Below are 15,546 nucleotides of genomic sequence, written 5' to 3' on the forward strand. Positions count from 1 at the left end.
CACTTAGACGCCCTTTTGAATCACGCCGAAGAACACCATGACGGCGGTAACCGCGATCCACAGAATGGCCAGCGGGATGAAGACCTTCCAGCCCAGGCGCATGATCTGGTCATAGCGGAAGCGCGGGAAGCTGGCACGGAACCAGATGTAGGCACTGGCGAAGAAGAACACCTTGACGAACAGCCACGGTGCACCGCCCTTCCAGATCCAGTCGACCAGCGGCGAGATATCGCCCGGGTTGACCCAGCCCTGGATCGGGCTCAGCCAGCCGCCGAGGAAGAAGATCGAGATCAGGAAGCTGATCAGGATCATGTTGGCGTATTCGGCCAGGAAGAACAGCGCGAACGCACCGCCCGAGTACTCGACCATGTGACCGGCGACGATTTCCGATTCACCTTCCACCACGTCGAACGGCGCGCGGTTGGTTTCGGCAACGCCCGACACCCAGTAGATGACGAACAGCGGGAACAGCGGCAGCAGGAACCAGTCGAAGAAACCGGAATTGCCGGCCTGCGCCATCACGATGTTGCTCAGGTTCAGGCTGCCCGACGCGATCATCACGCCGACCAGAGCGAAGCCCATGGCGATTTCGTAGCTGATCATCTGCGCCGAGGCGCGCATCGCACCCAGGAACGCATACTTCGAGTTGGATGCCCAACCGGCCAGGATGATGCCGTAGATGCCCAGCGAGGTCATCGCCAGCAGGTACAGCAGGCCGGCGTTGGCGTTGGACAGCACGATCTGCGAATCGAAGGGGACCACCGACCAGGCCGCGAAGGCCGGAGCCAGGGTGATCAGCGGCGCCAGCAGGTAGATCGCCTTGTTGGCGCTGCTCGGCTGGACCACTTCCTTGAACAGCAGTTTGAAGACGTCGGCGAAGGCCTGGAAGATGCCCATGCCTACGTACATCGGGCCGTGGCGGACGTGCATCCAGCCGATCAGCTTGCGTTCCCAGACCACGTAGAAAGCCACCGAGACGATCACCGGAACGGTGATCACCAGGATCTTCAGGATGATCCAGATCAGCGCGCCGATGTCACCAAGGCCGAGCAGCCACTGGTGCAGCGGGTCGACCGCGTTCAACAGCAATTCGTTCATGCAGCCACCACCGTTACGCGAGCGGCACCCAGCGGCGCGGTCGCGCCGTGGCCCGATTCAATCCAGACCGAACCCACAGCGACGCGGGCGTCGATCACCACCGGCAGGGTGGCCTTGCCGGCATCGGTGCCGACCTTGGCCATCTGTCCTTCCTGCAGCTGCAGGCGAGCGGCATCTTCAGCGTTCAGCACGATGCGCGGGGCGTTGTTGAGCGGATGCGACTGCAGCGCCGGGGCGCGACGGACCACCGCATCGGTGCGGTAGATCGCGGCAGTCGAAGCCACTTCCAGGCCTTCGCCAGCAACCACCGGCTGCGCCGAAGCGGCAACGGTAACCGACACCGGGGCCAGGCTGGCGCGCAGGCCGGCCAGGTCGGTGAAGTCGAAACCGGCTACCGCCAGCTCTCCGCCCAGGGCGCGCAGCACGCGCCAGCCCTCACGGGCCTCGCCCGGCAGCTTGCCGCCGGCACGGGCCGACTGCTCGCGACCATCGAGGTTGGTCAGGGTGGCGTCGATTTCCGGCAGCGCACCGATCGGCAGGATCACGTCGGCAACGTCGCGGGTGGAGACGCAGGCGAACTGGCTGAAGGCCACCACCTGGGCACCGACCAGCGCCTTGCGCGCGGCGGGAGCGTCGGCGAAGTCCAGACCCGGCTCCAGGCCGTACACCACGTAGGCCTGGCGCGGCTGCGCCAGCATTGCGGCGACGTCCTTGCCGGCCGGCAGCACGCCTGCGCGGGTCAGGCCAACGGCGTTGGCACCCTGCGGGATGCGGCACAGCTTGGCACCGGTCGCAGCGGCGAAGTCACGCGCGGCGGCGCGGATCGCGGCAGCCTGCGGGTGGTTTTCGGCGATGCCACCGACGATCAGCACGGTGTTGTTGCCGCCCTGCACCGCCGAACGCAGCTCGGCGTTGGCCAGCGCGTCGACGAACTTCGACGGCGCGACGATCTGCTTGCCGGCGATGCTGAAGGCGAAGTCGAAGTCCACCGGGTTGACGACGTGGATTTTCGCGCCGTTGGTGGTCTGCGCCTTGCGCAGGCGGGCGTGCAGCAGCGGCAGCTCGTGGCGGATGTTGCTGCCCAGAACGACGATGCGGTCGGCGCCTTCGATCTCGGCCAGCGGCAGGCCGAACACTTCGGCGGTTGCAGCGTCGGAGAAATCGCGGTTGTTGATGCGGTGGTCGATGTTGCTCGAGCCCAAGCCCTTGGCCAGGCGGGCCAGCAGCGCGCCTTCCTCGTTCGAGGTGGACGGATGCACCAGCACGCCCAGGTTGTCGCCCTGGTTGGCCTTGAGAATCTCGGCAGCGGCGGCCAGGCCTTCGGCCCAGCTCACTTCCTTCCACTCGCCATTGACCTTGCGCAGCGGCTTGACCGCACGGTCTTCGCTGTACAGGCCCTGGTGCGAGTAGCGGTCACGGTCGGACAGCCAGCACTCGTTCACGGCTTCGTTGTCGCGCGGCACGGTGCGCAGCACTTCGCCGCGACGCACGTGCAGGAACAGGTTCGAACCCATGGCGTCGTGGTAGCCCAGCGATTCGCGCGCGGTCAGCTCCCACGGGCGGGCGCGGAACTGGAACACCTTGTTGGTCAGTGCACCGACCGGGCAGACGTCGACGACGTTGCCGGACAGCTCGGTGGTCAGCGGCTTGCCATCGAAGGTACCGATCTGCAGGTTCTCACCGCGGTACATGCCACCCAGTTCGTAGGTACCGGCAACGTCGGCGGTGAAGCGGACGCAGCGGGTGCACTGGATGCAGCGGGTCATCTCGGTGGCGACCAGCGGGCCCATGTCCTCGTCCGGCACCACGCGCTTGCGCTCGTTGAAGCGGCTGACCGAACGGCCATAGCCCAGCGACACGTCCTGCAGCTCGCACTCGCCGCCCTGATCGCAGATCGGGCAGTCCAGCGGGTGATTGATGAGCAGGAACTCCATCACCGAGCGCTGGAACTTCAGCGCCTTCTCGCTGCGGGTGGCGACCTTCATGCCGTCCATCACAGGGGTGGCGCAGGCCGGCGCCGGCTTCGGCGACTTCTCCACGTCCACCAGGCACATGCGGCAGTTGGCAGCGATCGGCAGCTTCTCGTGGTAGCAGAAGCGCGGAATCGAAATGCCGGCCTTGTCGGCGGCCTGGATGATCATCGAACCCTTGGGCACGACCAGCGACTTGCCATCGATCTCGATGGTCACGTGATCCGGTGGCACGCTCGGGTTTACGGGTTGCGCGCTCATGCGGCGGCTGCCTCCACCTTCTTGCCGTCAACCATCGAATGACCGTTGACGATGTAGTACTCGAATTCGTCCCAGAACTGGCGCAGGAAGCCCTGGATGGGCCATGCAGCCGCTTCACCGAACGCACAGATGGTGTGGCCTTCGATCTGGCCGGCCACCGCCTTCAGCTGGTGCAGGTCTTCCATCGTGGCCTTGCCGGCGACGATGCGCTCCAGCACGCGGTGCATCCAGCCGGTACCTTCACGGCACGGGGTGCACTGGCCGCAGGATTCCTTGTGGAAGAACTGGCTGATGCGGCAGGCGAACTTGACGCAGCAGACGCTGTCGTCAAGCACCACGATCGCACCCGAACCCAGGCCGGAGCCCAGCGCACGGATGGTGTCGTAGTCCATCGGCAGGTCCTTCAGCTCGGCCGCGGTCAGCACCGGCATCGACACGCCGCCCGGGATCGCGCCCTTCAGGGTGCGGCCCGGACGCAGGCCACCGGCCATCTGCAGCAGATCGTGGAACGTGGTGCCCAGCGGCACTTCGAAGTTGCCGCCGTTCTGCACGCAGCCGGATACCGAGAAGCACTTCGGACCGCCGTTGGCGGTCAGGCTCAGGCCCTTGAACCACTCCGGACCGTTGCGGATGATCGCCGGCACCGAACCATAGGTCTCGGTGTTGTTGATCGTCGACGGCTTGCCGTACAGGCCGAAGTTGGCCGGGAACGGCGGCTTGTAGCGCGGCTGGCCCTTCTTGCCTTCCAGCGATTCCATCAGCGCGGTTTCTTCGCCGCAGATGTACGCGCCGGCGCCCAGCGCACCGTAGATGTCGATGTCCACGCCCGAGCCCATCACGTTCTTGCCCAGCCAGCCATTTGCATAGGCGTCGGCCAGGGCCTGCTCGAAGTGCTCGAACGGCTCGTGGTGGAACTCACCGCGCAGGTAGTTGTAACCCACGGTCGAACCGGTGGCGTAGCAGGCGATCGCCATGCCTTCCACCACCGAATGCGGGTTGTAGCGCAGGATGTCGCGGTCCTTGCAGGTGCCCGGCTCGGATTCATCCGAGTTGCAGAGGATGTACTTCTGCATGTTGCCCTTGGGCATGAAGGACCACTTCAGGCCGGTCGGGAAGCCTGCGCCACCGCGGCCGCGCAGGCCCGAGGCCTTGACCATCTCGATGACCTGCTCCGGCGGGATCTTCTCTTCGAGGATCTTGCGCAGGGCGGCATAGCCACCAGTCTTCAGGTAGCTTTCGTACGACCACGGGGTGTCGTAATGCAGGGTGGTGTAGACCACCTGGTGCGGCAGCGGCGCGGGGCCGACCGGACCCTTGGATTCGTGGTGATGTGCCATGCCCTTACTCCAGCCCGTCCAGCAGCTCGTCGACCTTTTCCAGGGTCAGACGCTCATGGTAGTGACCGTTGATGACCATCATCGGTGCGCCACCGCAGCCAGCGAGGCACTCTTCCTCGCGCTTGAGGTAGACGCGGCCGTCCGCGGTCGATTCACCGTGCTTGATGCCCAGCTTCTTCTCGCAATGGCGGACGATGTCCTCGGCGCCATTGAGCCAGCAGCTGATGTTGGTGCAGATGGCCACGTTGTTGCGGCCCACCTTCTCGGTCTCGAACATCGAGTAGAAGCTGGCGACCTCGTAGGCCCACACCGGCGGCAGGTCGAGATACTTGGCCACGCCGGCGATCAGCTCGTCGGTCAACCAGCCCTCGTTCTGCTCCTGGGCCGCGTGCAGGCCCTGCAGCACGGCAGAGCGCTTGCGGTCCGGCGGGAACTTGGACAGCCAGTGATCGATGTGAGCGCGCGTCTTGTCGCTCAGCACCACCATCGGGTCGACGTCGCGCGCCGCCTCGAAATTACCTGTCGCCTTCATCGGCCGACCTCAGCGAAATGCATAACGTGGGAGTGCAGGAACTGCGGCGCCGGCTTGCGCCGGCTGCCTGCAGCGGGCGTTGGCGTGGCGGACGGCATTACCGGTCAACCTCGCCGAACACCAGATCGTAGGTACCGATCATCGCCACCACGTCGGCCAGCATGTGGCCGCGCACGATCGAATCGATCGAGGACAGGTGGGCGAAGCCCGGCGCGCGAAGGTGCACGCGGAACGGCTTGTTGGCGCCATCGGAGACCAGGTAGCAGCCGAACTCGCCCTTCGGGGCTTCAACGGCGGCGTAGGTTTCACCGGCAGGCACGCAATAGCCTTCGCTGAACAGCTTGAAGTGGTGGATCAGCGCTTCCATGTCGTCCTTCATGTCCTCGCGCTTGGGCGGAGCGACCTTGAAGTTCTTGACCATGACCAGGCCGGGGTTGGCCTTCAGCCATGCCACGCACTGCTTGATGATGCGGTTGGATTCGCGCATTTCGGCGATGCGGACCAGGTAACGGTCGTAGCAGTCGCCTTCCTTGCCCAGCGGGATGTCGAAATCGACGGCATCGTACTTGGCGTACGGACGCTTCTTGCGCAGGTCCCAGGCAATGCCCGAGCCACGCAGCATCACGCCGGTCATGCCCCACTGGTGGGCCAGTTCCGGGGTCACCACGCCGATGCCGACGGTACGCTGCTTCCAGATACGGTTGTCGGTCAGCAGGGTCTCGTATTCGTCGACACGACCCGGGAATTCGTTGGTGAAGTTCTCCAGGAAGTCCAGCAGCGAACCTTCGCGCGCGGCGTTGAGGTTCTTCAGGGCCTTGCCCTTGTGCCAGCGCGATTCCTTGTACTTCGGCATGTGGTCCGGCAGGTCGCGGTAGACACCGCCCGGACGGTAGTACGCCGCGTGCATGCGCGCGCCGGAGACCGCTTCATAGCAGTCCATCAGCTCTTCGCGCTCGCGGAAGGCGTACAGCATCACCGCCATCGCACCCAGATCGAGGGCGTTGGAACCCAGCCACATCAGGTGGTTGAGGATGCGGGTGATTTCATCGAACAGGGTGCGGATGTACTGCGCACGCTCCGGCGCCTCGATACCCATCAGGGTCTCGATCGAGCGCACGTAGGCGTGCTCGTTGCACATCATCGACACGTAATCCAGGCGATCCATGTAGCCGATCGACTGGTTGAAGGGCTTGGACTCGGCCAGCTTTTCGGTACCACGGTGCAGCAGACCCACGTGCGGGTCGGCGCGCATGATGGTTTCGCCGTCCATTTCCAGGATCAGGCGCAACACACCGTGAGCGGCCGGATGCTGCGGGCCGAAGTTCATGGTGTAGTTGCGGATTTCCTGCCGGCTCTCGGCCGGGCTGCTGGCGAATGCTTCGCCGGCCTGGTGTACGTGGCTCACTTCACTGCCTCCTGCGCGCGCTCACCTTCTGCGGTCTGCAGGCGGGCGTCGTCGCGGATCACGCGCGGCACGCCGACACGCGGCTCCACCGAGGTGACCGGTTCGTAGATCACGCGCTTCTTTTCTTCGTCGTAGCGGACTTCGACATTGCCGATCAGCGGGAAGTCCTTGCGGAACGGATGACCGACGAAACCGTAGTCGGTCAGGATCCGGCGCAGGTCCGGGTGGCCTTCGAAGATCACGCCGTACAGGTCGAACGCTTCGCGCTCGAACCAGTTCAGGCCCGGCCAGATGCCGGTCAGCGAGGACACCACCGGCAGCGCTTCGTCAGGGGCGAAGCAGCGCAGGTGCATCATCAGGTTGTGCTGGTACGAACGCAGCTGGGCGACCACGGCGAACCGCTGGGTCGGCATGTGCTGCGGGCGGGCGCCGTCGGCACCGTTTTCCTCGGTGGGGAACTCGCCCCACGCGAAACGGCCCTGGGCCTTGCCTTCGACACCACGGCTGAAGCCCTGCGAGGACACATCGGCGGTGTCCCACTCGTCGGAGCCATAACCGAGATAGTCGACGCCGCAGAGATCCACGGCCTGTTCGAAACCAAACTCGTCACGCAGCGCCAGGGCGGTGGCGTGCCACTCGGCGGCAGGCACTTCCAGCGTCACTTCGCCGCGGGGTTCGACCACGATGACCTTCGCACCTGCGAAACGTGCGGAGAGTCGGTCGATGAAGGATGCTTGCTCTGCCATGGGGGCTTGGCGCGCTCTTGTCAGGTGAAGGGGTCAGCGGGCGATGGTCTGTGTACGCCAGATCTTCTTCTGCAGCTGCAGGATCCCGTACACCAGCGCCTCGGCGGTCGGCGGGCAGCCTGGGACATAGACGTCCACCGGCACCACGCGATCACAGCCGCGCACCACAGAATAGGAATAGTGGTAGTAACCACCGCCGTTGGCGCAGCTGCCCATCGAGATGACCCACTTCGGGTCCGGCATCTGGTCATAGACCTTGCGCAGCGCCGGGGCCATCTTGTTGACCAGGGTACCGGCCACGATCATCACGTCGGACTGACGCGGCGACGGGCGGAACACCACGCCGTAGCGGTCAAGGTCCAGGCGCGCGGCACCGGCATGCATCATCTCGACCGCGCAGCAGGCCAGGCCGAAGGTCATCGGCCACATCGAGCCGGTACGCGCCCAGTTCAGCAGTGCGTCGACGCTGGTGGTGACGAAGCCCTTTTCCAGCAGCGGGTTGTCGCCTTCCGGCCGCAGGATGTCATCAACCCGGCCTTCCGGCGTCGGATTGTTCATGAGGCCATCGAGAGTCTGAATCACTCCCATTCCAGCGCTCCCTTCTTCCAGACGTAAATGAAACCGAGGAACAGCATGCCGACAAACAGGCCCATGGTGATGAGCGAACGCGCGCCCAGCTCCATGAAGACCTGGGTCCACGGCACGATGAAGATGATTTCCAGGTCGAAGACGATGAACTGGATCGCGATCAGGTAGTAGCGCACGTCGAACTTCATGCGCGCGTCTTCGAAGGCTTCGAAGCCGCACTCGTACGGCGACAGCTTTTCCAGATCGGGGCGGCGGGGACCGAGGAATCGGCCAACCAGCATCAGCGTAATGCCGATACCGGTGGCAACGATCAGAAACAGCAGAGACGGCAAATATTCGGCCAGCACAGCGATTCTCTCTTGCCTCTGCCGCTGCGCCTGCAGGCGCTTTGGCATGGGGGAGTGGACGGGAATCTGCCTGGCGCCTTGCGCGCCAGACGAACCCGCTTTACTTACAAATGGTGCCCAAGAGGGGACTCGAACCCCTACGACCTAAGTCGCTACCACCTCAAGGTAGTGCGTCTACCAATTCCGCCACCTGGGCAAACGATCACATCAGACTATCTTCCCGATGCGCCGCGTATTGTAACCGGCTTCAGTGTTTCTGGGAGCCTTCCGAAGGCTTTTCTTCACCAGAAACCGAAGATTCCGCCTGAGCCGGCACAGTTGCGGCCGGAACCGGGGCGACCGGGACCGCATCGGCCTTCGGAACGGCCGGCAATTCGCCCGCCGGGGCCGCCGGAGCGGTCACCGCCGGGGCGGACATCAGGCCCAGATCCTGCTCGGCCGCCGGGCGGGTGCCGTGACCGGCATACCAGGCCATGAAGAGGCTGATGCCGAAGAACACGACTGCCAGCCACTTGGTCGACTTGGACAGGAAGTTCGAAGCGCCGCGCGCACCGAACACCGTACCCGAGGCACCGGCGCCAAAGCCCGAACCCGCCGCCGCACCCGAACCACGCTGCATCAGGATCAGCGCGATCATGGCCACAGCGACCAGCACGTAGACGACATTGAGGATCAACATCAGCATTGAAAACCGCCCTCGGACAATACTTCTAGGATTAGTTCGCGGCCGCCGCCCGTGCGATGGCCAGGAAGTCCGCGGCCACCAGGGAGGCGCCACCGACCAGCCCACCATCGACATCCGGCTGCGCGAACAGTTCCCCGGCATTGTCGGGCTTCACGCTACCGCCGTAAACAATGGGCAGTGAATCAGCAATTCTAGCATCGATACGCGCGACTTCGCCACGAATGAACGCGTGCACCTGCTGTGCCTGCTCCTTGGTCGCGGTGCGGCCGGTACCGATGGCCCAGACCGGCTCGTAGGCAACCACGGCCTTGGCGAAACCGGCCGCACCGACCAGCTCCAGCACCGGCGCCAGCTGGCTGGCGATGACCACATCGGTCTGCCCGGCCTCGCGCTGCTCCAGGGTCTCGCCCACGCACAGCACCGGCACCAGGCCGGCATGCTGGGCGGCGGCGAACTTGCGGGCGACCAGCTCGCTGCTTTCATGATGGTACTGGCGGCGCTCGGAATGACCGACCAGGCCGTAGCGGGCGCCGACCTCGACCAGCATCGCCGCACAGACCTCGCCGGTATAGGCCCCCTTCTCGTTGCTGCTCACGTCCTGCGCGCCAAAAGCAAGGCCGGTCTCGCCGAAGTCCTCGACCAGCTCCCCCAGGTACGGCAGCGGCGGCAGGATCACCACGTCCACCCCCTCCAGCGGCAGCCCGGCGACCACCTGCCCCAGCAGTTCATTGGCGAATTGACGGCTGCCATGCAGCTTCCAGTTTCCGGCGACGATCTTGCGGCGCATGAGCGGGTGGCTCCTGTGTGAAATCAGCCGGTCATGATACCCGCTGCGGCAAAAATTCGTTTCTTTGTAAGCGGTTACATGGAGTTTCAGCCAACGGCGCAGCCCCTCGTGGCGGGGGTTGGGTTGGTCGCGGAGAGCCCGATTGGATTTGGGGCTTGGCCGGGCGGGTGGGACTGCGCAGGGGTCGCTGCAAGTACGTCCCTGTAAGCTCGGTCGCCGCATCCATGCGGCTCACGCCCCTGCGCAGCCCCACCCGCCCGGCCTCTGACACATTCCGGCGGTTCCGCCCGCCACGGAAAGAAGAAAGAAGAGCAAGAGCAAAAGCGGCATTCCGGGTGACTGCCGGGTTGGACCAGCCCCCCACCCCACGTCGATCTGACAGATCTCATCCACGCATGGCATGGATCTACCGTGTCGACCAAGGTCGACACCTACCAACCGTCACCGGGAAACTGTCGAAGGCGGGGAGGTGTCGGATGGCGGGGTGTCCGCGGCATGGATGCCGCGGCCAAGCCCCCAGGGATGGGTTTACGGCGTCCCCGCCATCCGACACCTCCCCACCTCCCCACGCAGAAACCCAGAGCCGCTTTTGGCTTTGGCTTTGGCCTCTGCGGGTGCAGGGCGCAGCCCTGCCGAACACCCTCCGCTGCGCTCGCCGGGCATGGCCCGGCGCTACCCGTAATGAAAAAGCCGCCTTTCGGCGGCTTCTTCATTACTTCAGCTTGATCTCGCGCAGGCGTTCTTCAAGGAAGCCGTGGGCGGTGATCGCTTCCGGGTACCGGCTCGGATTGTCCGGGGTGATGCACGACGGCAGCACGTCGATCAGGAAGTCCGGGTTCGGGTGCAGGAAGAACGGCACCGAGTAACGCGGCTGGCGCGCCAGCTCACCCGGGGGGTTGACCACGCGGTGAATGGTCGACGGATACACATGGTTGGTCAGGCGCTGCAGCATGTCGCCGATGTTGACCACGATGGTGTCCGCGTCCGAGGTGAACGGCACCCACTCGCCATCGTGCGACTGCACTTCGAGGCCGGCGGCACTGGCGCCGACCAGCAGGGTGATGAAGTTGATGTCGCCATGAGCGCCCGCACGCACGTTCGGGATATCGTCGGTGGTGATCGGCGGGTAATGGATCGGACGCAGGATCGAGTTGCCGAAGTTGGTCTTGTCGGCAAAGAAATTCTCCGGCAGGCCGATGTGCAGGGCCAGCGCCGAAAGCACGCGCGAACCCAGGTTATCCAGCGCCTGGTACAGGCCGTAGCCACGCTCACGGAAGCCCTCGACCTCGGTCGGCCACAGGTTCGGCGCCATCACGTCGCGGTACTTGGAGTCGTCGGCGATCTCGCGGCCGATATGCCAGAACTCCTTCAGGTCGAAGTGCTTGGAACCCTTGGCGGTTTCAACACCGAACGGGGTGTAGCCGCGGGCGCCGCCGCTGCCGGCCACGTGGTACTTGCGCTTGACCTCATCCGGCAGGGCGAAGAAGGCCTTGAAGGCACCGTAGGCCGCGTCGATGTCGGCCTGCGGGATGCCGTGGTTGCGGATGCCCGCGAATCCCCATTGGCGGTAGGCCGCGCCCAGCTCGGCCACGAAGGCTTCGCGGTCGCTGTCGAAACGGGTGATGTCGAGGGTGGGGATCTGGCTCACAGCGGTTCCTGGCTTGTCGTTGGGTCTGGAGGGGCCTGCGCATTCATGCCCCGCCTGAACATTGTGACAGATCGCCCGGCGAACGCGACTCGATACACTCGATACAAGGAAACAAACCGATACAATGCGCGGCCCGCGCGTATTTAACGATTCCGTCACGTTGGTGTCGCGCGCGGCCCGCCCACCTGAACACGTCCGCACGATGCCCACTGCTCCAGCCAAAACCACCCGCCCTGTAGACACCGCCCGCCGCTGGCGTGGGCTGGCCTGGTGGTCGCTGTTCGTCACCGGCAATGCGATCCTGGCGGCAGTCATCACGCTCGGCAACGTGCCGCTACGCGGTAATCCTGGCGGAGGCCAGGGCCTGGCCTACCTTGCGATCGCCCTGCCCGGCCATCTGCTGGCCTTCGGCGCCCTCGCCGGCCTGCTGCCACTGCTGCTGGGCCTGTGGACGCGCAGTGCACGCACGTTGAGCATCAGCGCAGTGCTGCTGCAGGGCCTGTGGCTGTGCCTGCTACTGGTCGATGCCAAGGTATTCACGCTGTATCGCTTCCACCTCAATGCCATGGTGGTGAACATGGTGTTCGGGGGAGCACTGCAGGACCAGGTCGCATTGTCCTGGAAGACCTGGCTGCAGATCGGCCTGTTGGTGTCGGCGATCTTTACCGCTGAGGGCCTGCTGGCCTGGGCGTGCTGGAAGCTGCTGCCAGCGGCGCCGCGTCGGCGCCGGGTGCTGCAGGCCTGGGCGGTGGTCGTCCTGCTGATGGCCGGCGGCCAGGTCGCCACTGCCTACTACGATGCACGTGGCGACCGTGACGTGATCGCCCAGTGGAATTACCTGCCCTGGGCCCAGCCCATCACGGCCAAGAGCTTCATGCGCAGGCTGGGCGTGGTCAGCGAACCGCAGGTTGGGCTGCCCGATCCGCGCCATGCCCAGTTGCTGTATCCGCTACAGCCGCTGCGCTGCCAGAATCCGCACCGCCCCAACGTGCTGATGGTGGTGCTGGAATCCCTGCGCCACGATGCACTGACGGCGGAGGTCATGCCGAATACCTCGGCGCTGGCTCAGTCAGCGCGCGTGTATGACCGCCACTTCAGCACCGGCAACGCCACCCGTTACGGTCTGTTCGGCCTGTTGTACGGCCTCCCTGGTGGTTACTGGCAGAGCATGCTGGACGAGCAGCGCGGCTCGCAGTTGTTCCAGGTGCTGGGGCAGCAGGGCTACGACCTGCACCTGTATGGCAGCGCGCCGCTGTACAGCCCCGAATTCGACCGCACCGCGTTCGCCGACGTACGCAACCAACTGCATCAGGGGCCCTCCGAGCTGGGTTCGGAGGGACGCGACCGTGCCATCGTCGCCTCGCTGCAGCAGGACATCCGCACCAGCCAGGCCGCGCACAAGCCGTGGTTCGGCTTCGTATTCCTCGATTCCACCCACGCGCCGTACCACATGCCCGCCGGGTACCCGGCTCTGGCCACGCCAATGGCCGGCGAAATCGACTTCCTCAAGTTCGGCCCCGAGCATGACCCGACCCCCGAGCTGAACCGCTACCGCACCGCCGTGCACTACGCCGACAGCCTGGTGGGCACGTTGCTGGACGACCTGCGCGCACAGGGCCTGGATCAGGACACCATCGTGCTGGTCACCGGCGACCACGCCGAGGAATTCAACGACCTCGCACTGAATTACTGGGGCCACAACGGCAACTTCTCGGATTACCAGTTGCAGGTGCCGTTCGTGCTGCACTGGCCGGGCCGGGGCAGCGCGCGCGAATCCCGCACCAGTTCGCATGAGGACTGGGTCCCGACGTTGATGCGCCACGCGCTGGGCTGCGAGAACGCGCTGACCGACTTCAGCACCGGCCAGGATCTGTTGGCCGAGCCCAGCGGCGAACGTGCACTGGTGGTGGAAAGCTGGTCGCAACGCGCTGTCCGCCATGGCAACGCCATCTATGTGTTCGACAAGTTCGGCAACGCAACCGCTCTGGATCTGCAGTACCGCGCGCTGCCGCAGCAGGCCCCGGATGCCACCGCCGTCCGTACCGCATGGGAAGCGCTGACCCGCTTCCGCAACCGCTGACCACAGAGGATGGTTTCCATGAAACGCCCGCTGCGCATCCTGCATACCGAAGCCGCCAAGGGCATGGGTGGGCAGGAAATCTACATCTTCCGCCACATGCAGGTGATGCGTGCGCGCGGCCATGAGGTATCTCTGCTGTGTCAGCCCGATGCACGCCTGGCCCAGCTGGCACGTGATGATGGATTCACCGTACACACCCTGCGCATGGGTGGACTGGCCCGACTGCTGCGTGGGATCTGGTCGGTATCACGACTGGTGCGCCGCGAGCGCTACGACGTGGTCAATACCACCAGCCGCCGCGATGCACTGATCGCCGCCGCCGGTGCACGCCTGGGTGGAACCCCGCTCGTGGTGCGCTCGCGCCATCTGATGAGCCCGGTCAACTCGCTGCTGACGTATACCAGGCTTCCCCACCGGATCATCACCGTCAGCGACTTCGTCAAGCGGTTGCTGGTCGACCGCGGCATCGCTGCCGGGCATATTGGCATCGTGCCGCCGATGGCGACGCCGCCACGCTGGGACGTCTCCGAGCAGAGCGATCCCTGGACGAGACTGCAGGAGACCCGCGCGCACGTGCGTGCTGAACTCGGTTTCGCCGAGCATGACATCGTGATTGGCTGCGTGGCCGTGCTGCGCGAACCCAAGGGCCATGCCGAACTGCTGCGCGCCATTGCGCCTTTGTGCAAGGCCAACCCCGATCTGCACCTGGCCGTGGTCGGAGACGGAGAGCCAGTAATGGGCCGGCTGCTGGCCCTGCGCAGCGAACTCGGCCTGGAGCAGCAGGTGCATCTGCTCGGCTTCCGCAGCGAGGCTCATCGACTGATGGCGGGCTTCGACATCTTCGCCCTGGCGACCCACAAGGAAGCTTCGGGAACAGTTTTCCTGGAAGCCGCGCAGGCGGCACTGCCAATCGTCTCGCACCGCGTTGGCGGCGTGCCTGAAATGCTGGTGGAAGGCAGCAATGCCATCCTCACCCGGCTGGGCGATGAAGCGGCCCTCACCGGCGCGTTGCGGTTGCTGGTGGAGGATCAGGAGCGTCGACGACAGATGGGCCGTGCCGGCTGGGACTGGATCCGCACCACCTCGCGCTTCAGCACGGCCGGTCATGGCGAGGCGACCGAGAATTATTACCTGCAATGGTTGAAGGAGCTGGGTCATGGCTAATGCCCGAACCGTACCGGTGCTGATGCACCACCATGTCAGCAACTCACCTGGCATGATCACCGTATCCCCGGAGAACTTCGAGAGCCAGATCGCGTGGCTTGCACGTACCGGCTGGACGTCATTGACGCTGGACCAGTACGCCGGCTTCCTCGCCGGCAAACCGGTACCGCGCAAGTCGATCGTGATCACGTTCGACGACGGCTATCTGGACAACTGGGTCTATGCCCATCCGATCCTGCAGAAGTACGGCATGCATGCGGTGGTATTCGTGGTCACCGGCTGGATGCATGAAGGTCCGGCGCGCCCGCACGCAGGCATCGAAGGCGCCCAGCTGCCGGCTACGCCGGAGCATCGTGCCTGCGAAGACCTGATCTACAAGCAGGGCCGCAGCGACGAAGTGATGATGCGCTGGAGCGAAGCACGCGCCGCGATCGAGGCCGGCACGTTCGAGGTCCACTGCCATACCCACAGCCACACCCGCTGGCTGAAGCGTGATGATCTGGACCGCGCACAACGCCGGGAAGGCATCAGTGGCGATCTGGCGATGGCCAAGCAAACGCTGCTCGAGAAGCTCGGCGAGGTCTCCGACACGCTGTGCTGGCCTTATGGCGACTTCGACGATGACTACATCGAGGTGGCGCGCGAACAGGGCTTCCGCTATCTGCACACCACCCATCCATTTGGCCGCAACGTGGTCGGTGGAGATCCAGAGCGCATCTACCGCTTTGCGATCCGCAACCGCCCGGCCAGCTGGCTGCGCAAGCGCATCGCCTGGAGTTACAACCCGCTGATTGCACCGATCTTCAACAGTTTCAAGGCGCGGCAGAAGAAGATGGTGCCGGGCCCGTAAACGGCGGTTCCATCCCGGTGTTCATCAGCACCCGATTCTCGAATGGAT

At 64.9% G+C, this 15,546-nt stretch carries 14 protein-coding genes and 1 tRNA gene; 3 read left to right on the top strand and 12 right to left on the bottom strand.

Annotation, left to right across the window (positions count from 1 at the left end):
- Positions 1 to 3: 3 nt before the first annotated feature.
- The 12 genes from nuoH to AC0Z6F_RS10485 form a co-directional block, all read right to left on the bottom strand.
- Positions 4 to 1,098, bottom strand: a complete 1,095-nt coding sequence (gene nuoH / locus AC0Z6F_RS10430) for an NADH-quinone oxidoreductase subunit NuoH (protein WP_012511706.1) — start codon at positions 1,096 to 1,098, stop codon at positions 4 to 6.
- The gene (nuoG, locus tag AC0Z6F_RS10435) at positions 1,095 to 3,329 is read right to left on the bottom strand and encodes an NADH-quinone oxidoreductase subunit NuoG (protein WP_485617143.1); all 2,235 of its coding nucleotides are present in this window, start codon (positions 3,327 to 3,329) and stop codon (positions 1,095 to 1,097) included. The genes nuoH and nuoG overlap by 4 nt, the downstream gene beginning before the upstream one ends.
- Positions 3,326 to 4,666 (bottom strand): NADH-quinone oxidoreductase subunit NuoF, encoded by a 1,341-nt coding sequence (gene nuoF, locus AC0Z6F_RS10440; RefSeq protein WP_012511708.1) that lies wholly within the window; start codon positions 4,664 to 4,666, stop codon positions 3,326 to 3,328. The genes nuoG and nuoF overlap by 4 nt, the downstream gene beginning before the upstream one ends.
- 4 nt (positions 4,667 to 4,670) lie before the next feature.
- Complete coding sequence (gene nuoE / locus AC0Z6F_RS10445; protein ID WP_012511709.1) at positions 4,671 to 5,198, bottom strand: NADH-quinone oxidoreductase subunit NuoE; 528 nt, start codon at positions 5,196 to 5,198, stop codon at positions 4,671 to 4,673.
- 97 nt (positions 5,199 to 5,295) lie between these two features.
- Complete coding sequence (locus tag AC0Z6F_RS10450; protein WP_100435050.1) at positions 5,296 to 6,603, bottom strand: NADH-quinone oxidoreductase subunit D; 1,308 nt, start codon at positions 6,601 to 6,603, stop codon at positions 5,296 to 5,298.
- Positions 6,600 to 7,349, bottom strand: a complete 750-nt coding sequence (locus AC0Z6F_RS10455; RefSeq protein ID WP_005410462.1) for an NADH-quinone oxidoreductase subunit C — start codon at positions 7,347 to 7,349, stop codon at positions 6,600 to 6,602. The genes AC0Z6F_RS10450 and AC0Z6F_RS10455 overlap by 4 nt, the downstream gene beginning before the upstream one ends.
- Before the next feature lie 33 nt (positions 7,350 to 7,382).
- Complete coding sequence (locus AC0Z6F_RS10460; protein ID WP_005410463.1) at positions 7,383 to 7,937, bottom strand: NuoB/complex I 20 kDa subunit family protein; 555 nt, start codon at positions 7,935 to 7,937, stop codon at positions 7,383 to 7,385.
- Positions 7,928 to 8,284, bottom strand: coding sequence for an NADH-quinone oxidoreductase subunit A (locus tag AC0Z6F_RS10465; RefSeq protein WP_008265012.1), 357 nt, complete (start codon positions 8,282 to 8,284; stop codon positions 7,928 to 7,930). Before AC0Z6F_RS10465 ends, AC0Z6F_RS10460 begins: the two co-directional genes overlap by 10 nt.
- A 111-nt stretch (positions 8,285 to 8,395) precedes the next feature.
- Positions 8,396 to 8,480: transfer RNA gene (locus AC0Z6F_RS10470), tRNA-Leu, on the bottom strand.
- Positions 8,481 to 8,531: 51 nt separating this feature from the next.
- On the bottom strand, positions 8,532 to 8,969 hold the full coding sequence (gene secG / locus AC0Z6F_RS10475; RefSeq protein WP_485617142.1) for a preprotein translocase subunit SecG: 438 nt from the start codon (positions 8,967 to 8,969) through the stop codon (positions 8,532 to 8,534).
- A gap of 31 nt (positions 8,970 to 9,000) precedes the next feature.
- Positions 9,001 to 9,756, bottom strand: a complete 756-nt coding sequence (tpiA, locus tag AC0Z6F_RS10480; protein WP_485617141.1) for a triose-phosphate isomerase — start codon at positions 9,754 to 9,756, stop codon at positions 9,001 to 9,003.
- A 712-nt stretch (positions 9,757 to 10,468) separates the two neighbouring features.
- Complete coding sequence (locus AC0Z6F_RS10485) at positions 10,469 to 11,404, bottom strand: isopenicillin N synthase family dioxygenase (RefSeq protein WP_012511713.1); 936 nt, start codon at positions 11,402 to 11,404, stop codon at positions 10,469 to 10,471.
- A 202-nt stretch (positions 11,405 to 11,606) separates the two neighbouring features.
- Between AC0Z6F_RS10485 and AC0Z6F_RS10490 the strand changes: the two genes are divergently transcribed.
- Genes AC0Z6F_RS10490 through AC0Z6F_RS10500 form a run of 3 tightly spaced genes read left to right on the top strand, consistent with a single transcriptional unit; the run spans position 11,607 to position 15,498 of the window.
- On the top strand, positions 11,607 to 13,484 hold the full coding sequence (locus AC0Z6F_RS10490; RefSeq protein ID WP_012511714.1) for a DUF3413 domain-containing protein: 1,878 nt from the start codon (positions 11,607 to 11,609) through the stop codon (positions 13,482 to 13,484).
- 18 nt (positions 13,485 to 13,502) lie between these two features.
- Complete coding sequence (locus AC0Z6F_RS10495) at positions 13,503 to 14,648, top strand: glycosyltransferase family 4 protein (protein ID WP_012511715.1); 1,146 nt, start codon at positions 13,503 to 13,505, stop codon at positions 14,646 to 14,648.
- Positions 14,641 to 15,498: a polysaccharide deacetylase family protein gene (locus tag AC0Z6F_RS10500; RefSeq protein ID WP_006381146.1), complete on the top strand. Its 858-nt coding sequence runs from the start codon at positions 14,641 to 14,643 to the stop codon at positions 15,496 to 15,498. Before AC0Z6F_RS10495 ends, AC0Z6F_RS10500 begins: the two co-directional genes overlap by 8 nt.
- Positions 15,499 to 15,546 lie beyond the last annotated feature (48 nt).

Source organism: Stenotrophomonas sp. 1L-E-5-B-C3 (genome assembly GCF_057292075.1).

Bases quoted from the DNA above. Each gene is read 5' to 3' on its own strand.
- nuoH (WP_012511706.1), bottom strand. From the start codon at position 1,098: ATGAACGAATTGCTGTTGAACGCGGTCGACCCGCTGCACCAGTGGCTG.
- nuoG (WP_485617143.1), bottom strand. From the start codon at position 3,329: ATGAGCGCGCAACCCGTAAACCCGAGCGTGCCACCGGATCACGTGACC.
- nuoF (WP_012511708.1), bottom strand. From the start codon at position 4,666: ATGGCACATCACCACGAATCCAAGGGTCCGGTCGGCCCCGCGCCGCTG.
- nuoE (WP_012511709.1), bottom strand. From the start codon at position 5,198: ATGAAGGCGACAGGTAATTTCGAGGCGGCGCGCGACGTCGACCCGATG.
- AC0Z6F_RS10455 (WP_005410462.1), bottom strand. From the start codon at position 7,349: ATGGCAGAGCAAGCATCCTTCATCGACCGACTCTCCGCACGTTTCGCA.
- AC0Z6F_RS10460 (WP_005410463.1), bottom strand. From the start codon at position 7,937: ATGGGAGTGATTCAGACTCTCGATGGCCTCATGAACAATCCGACGCCG.
- secG (WP_485617142.1), bottom strand. From the start codon at position 8,969: ATGCTGATGTTGATCCTCAATGTCGTCTACGTGCTGGTCGCTGTGGCC.
- tpiA (WP_485617141.1), bottom strand. From the start codon at position 9,756: ATGCGCCGCAAGATCGTCGCCGGAAACTGGAAGCTGCATGGCAGCCGT.
- AC0Z6F_RS10490 (WP_012511714.1), top strand. From the start codon at position 11,607: ATGCCCACTGCTCCAGCCAAAACCACCCGCCCTGTAGACACCGCCCGC.
- AC0Z6F_RS10495 (WP_012511715.1), top strand. From the start codon at position 13,503: ATGAAACGCCCGCTGCGCATCCTGCATACCGAAGCCGCCAAGGGCATG.
- AC0Z6F_RS10500 (WP_006381146.1), top strand. From the start codon at position 14,641: ATGGCTAATGCCCGAACCGTACCGGTGCTGATGCACCACCATGTCAGC.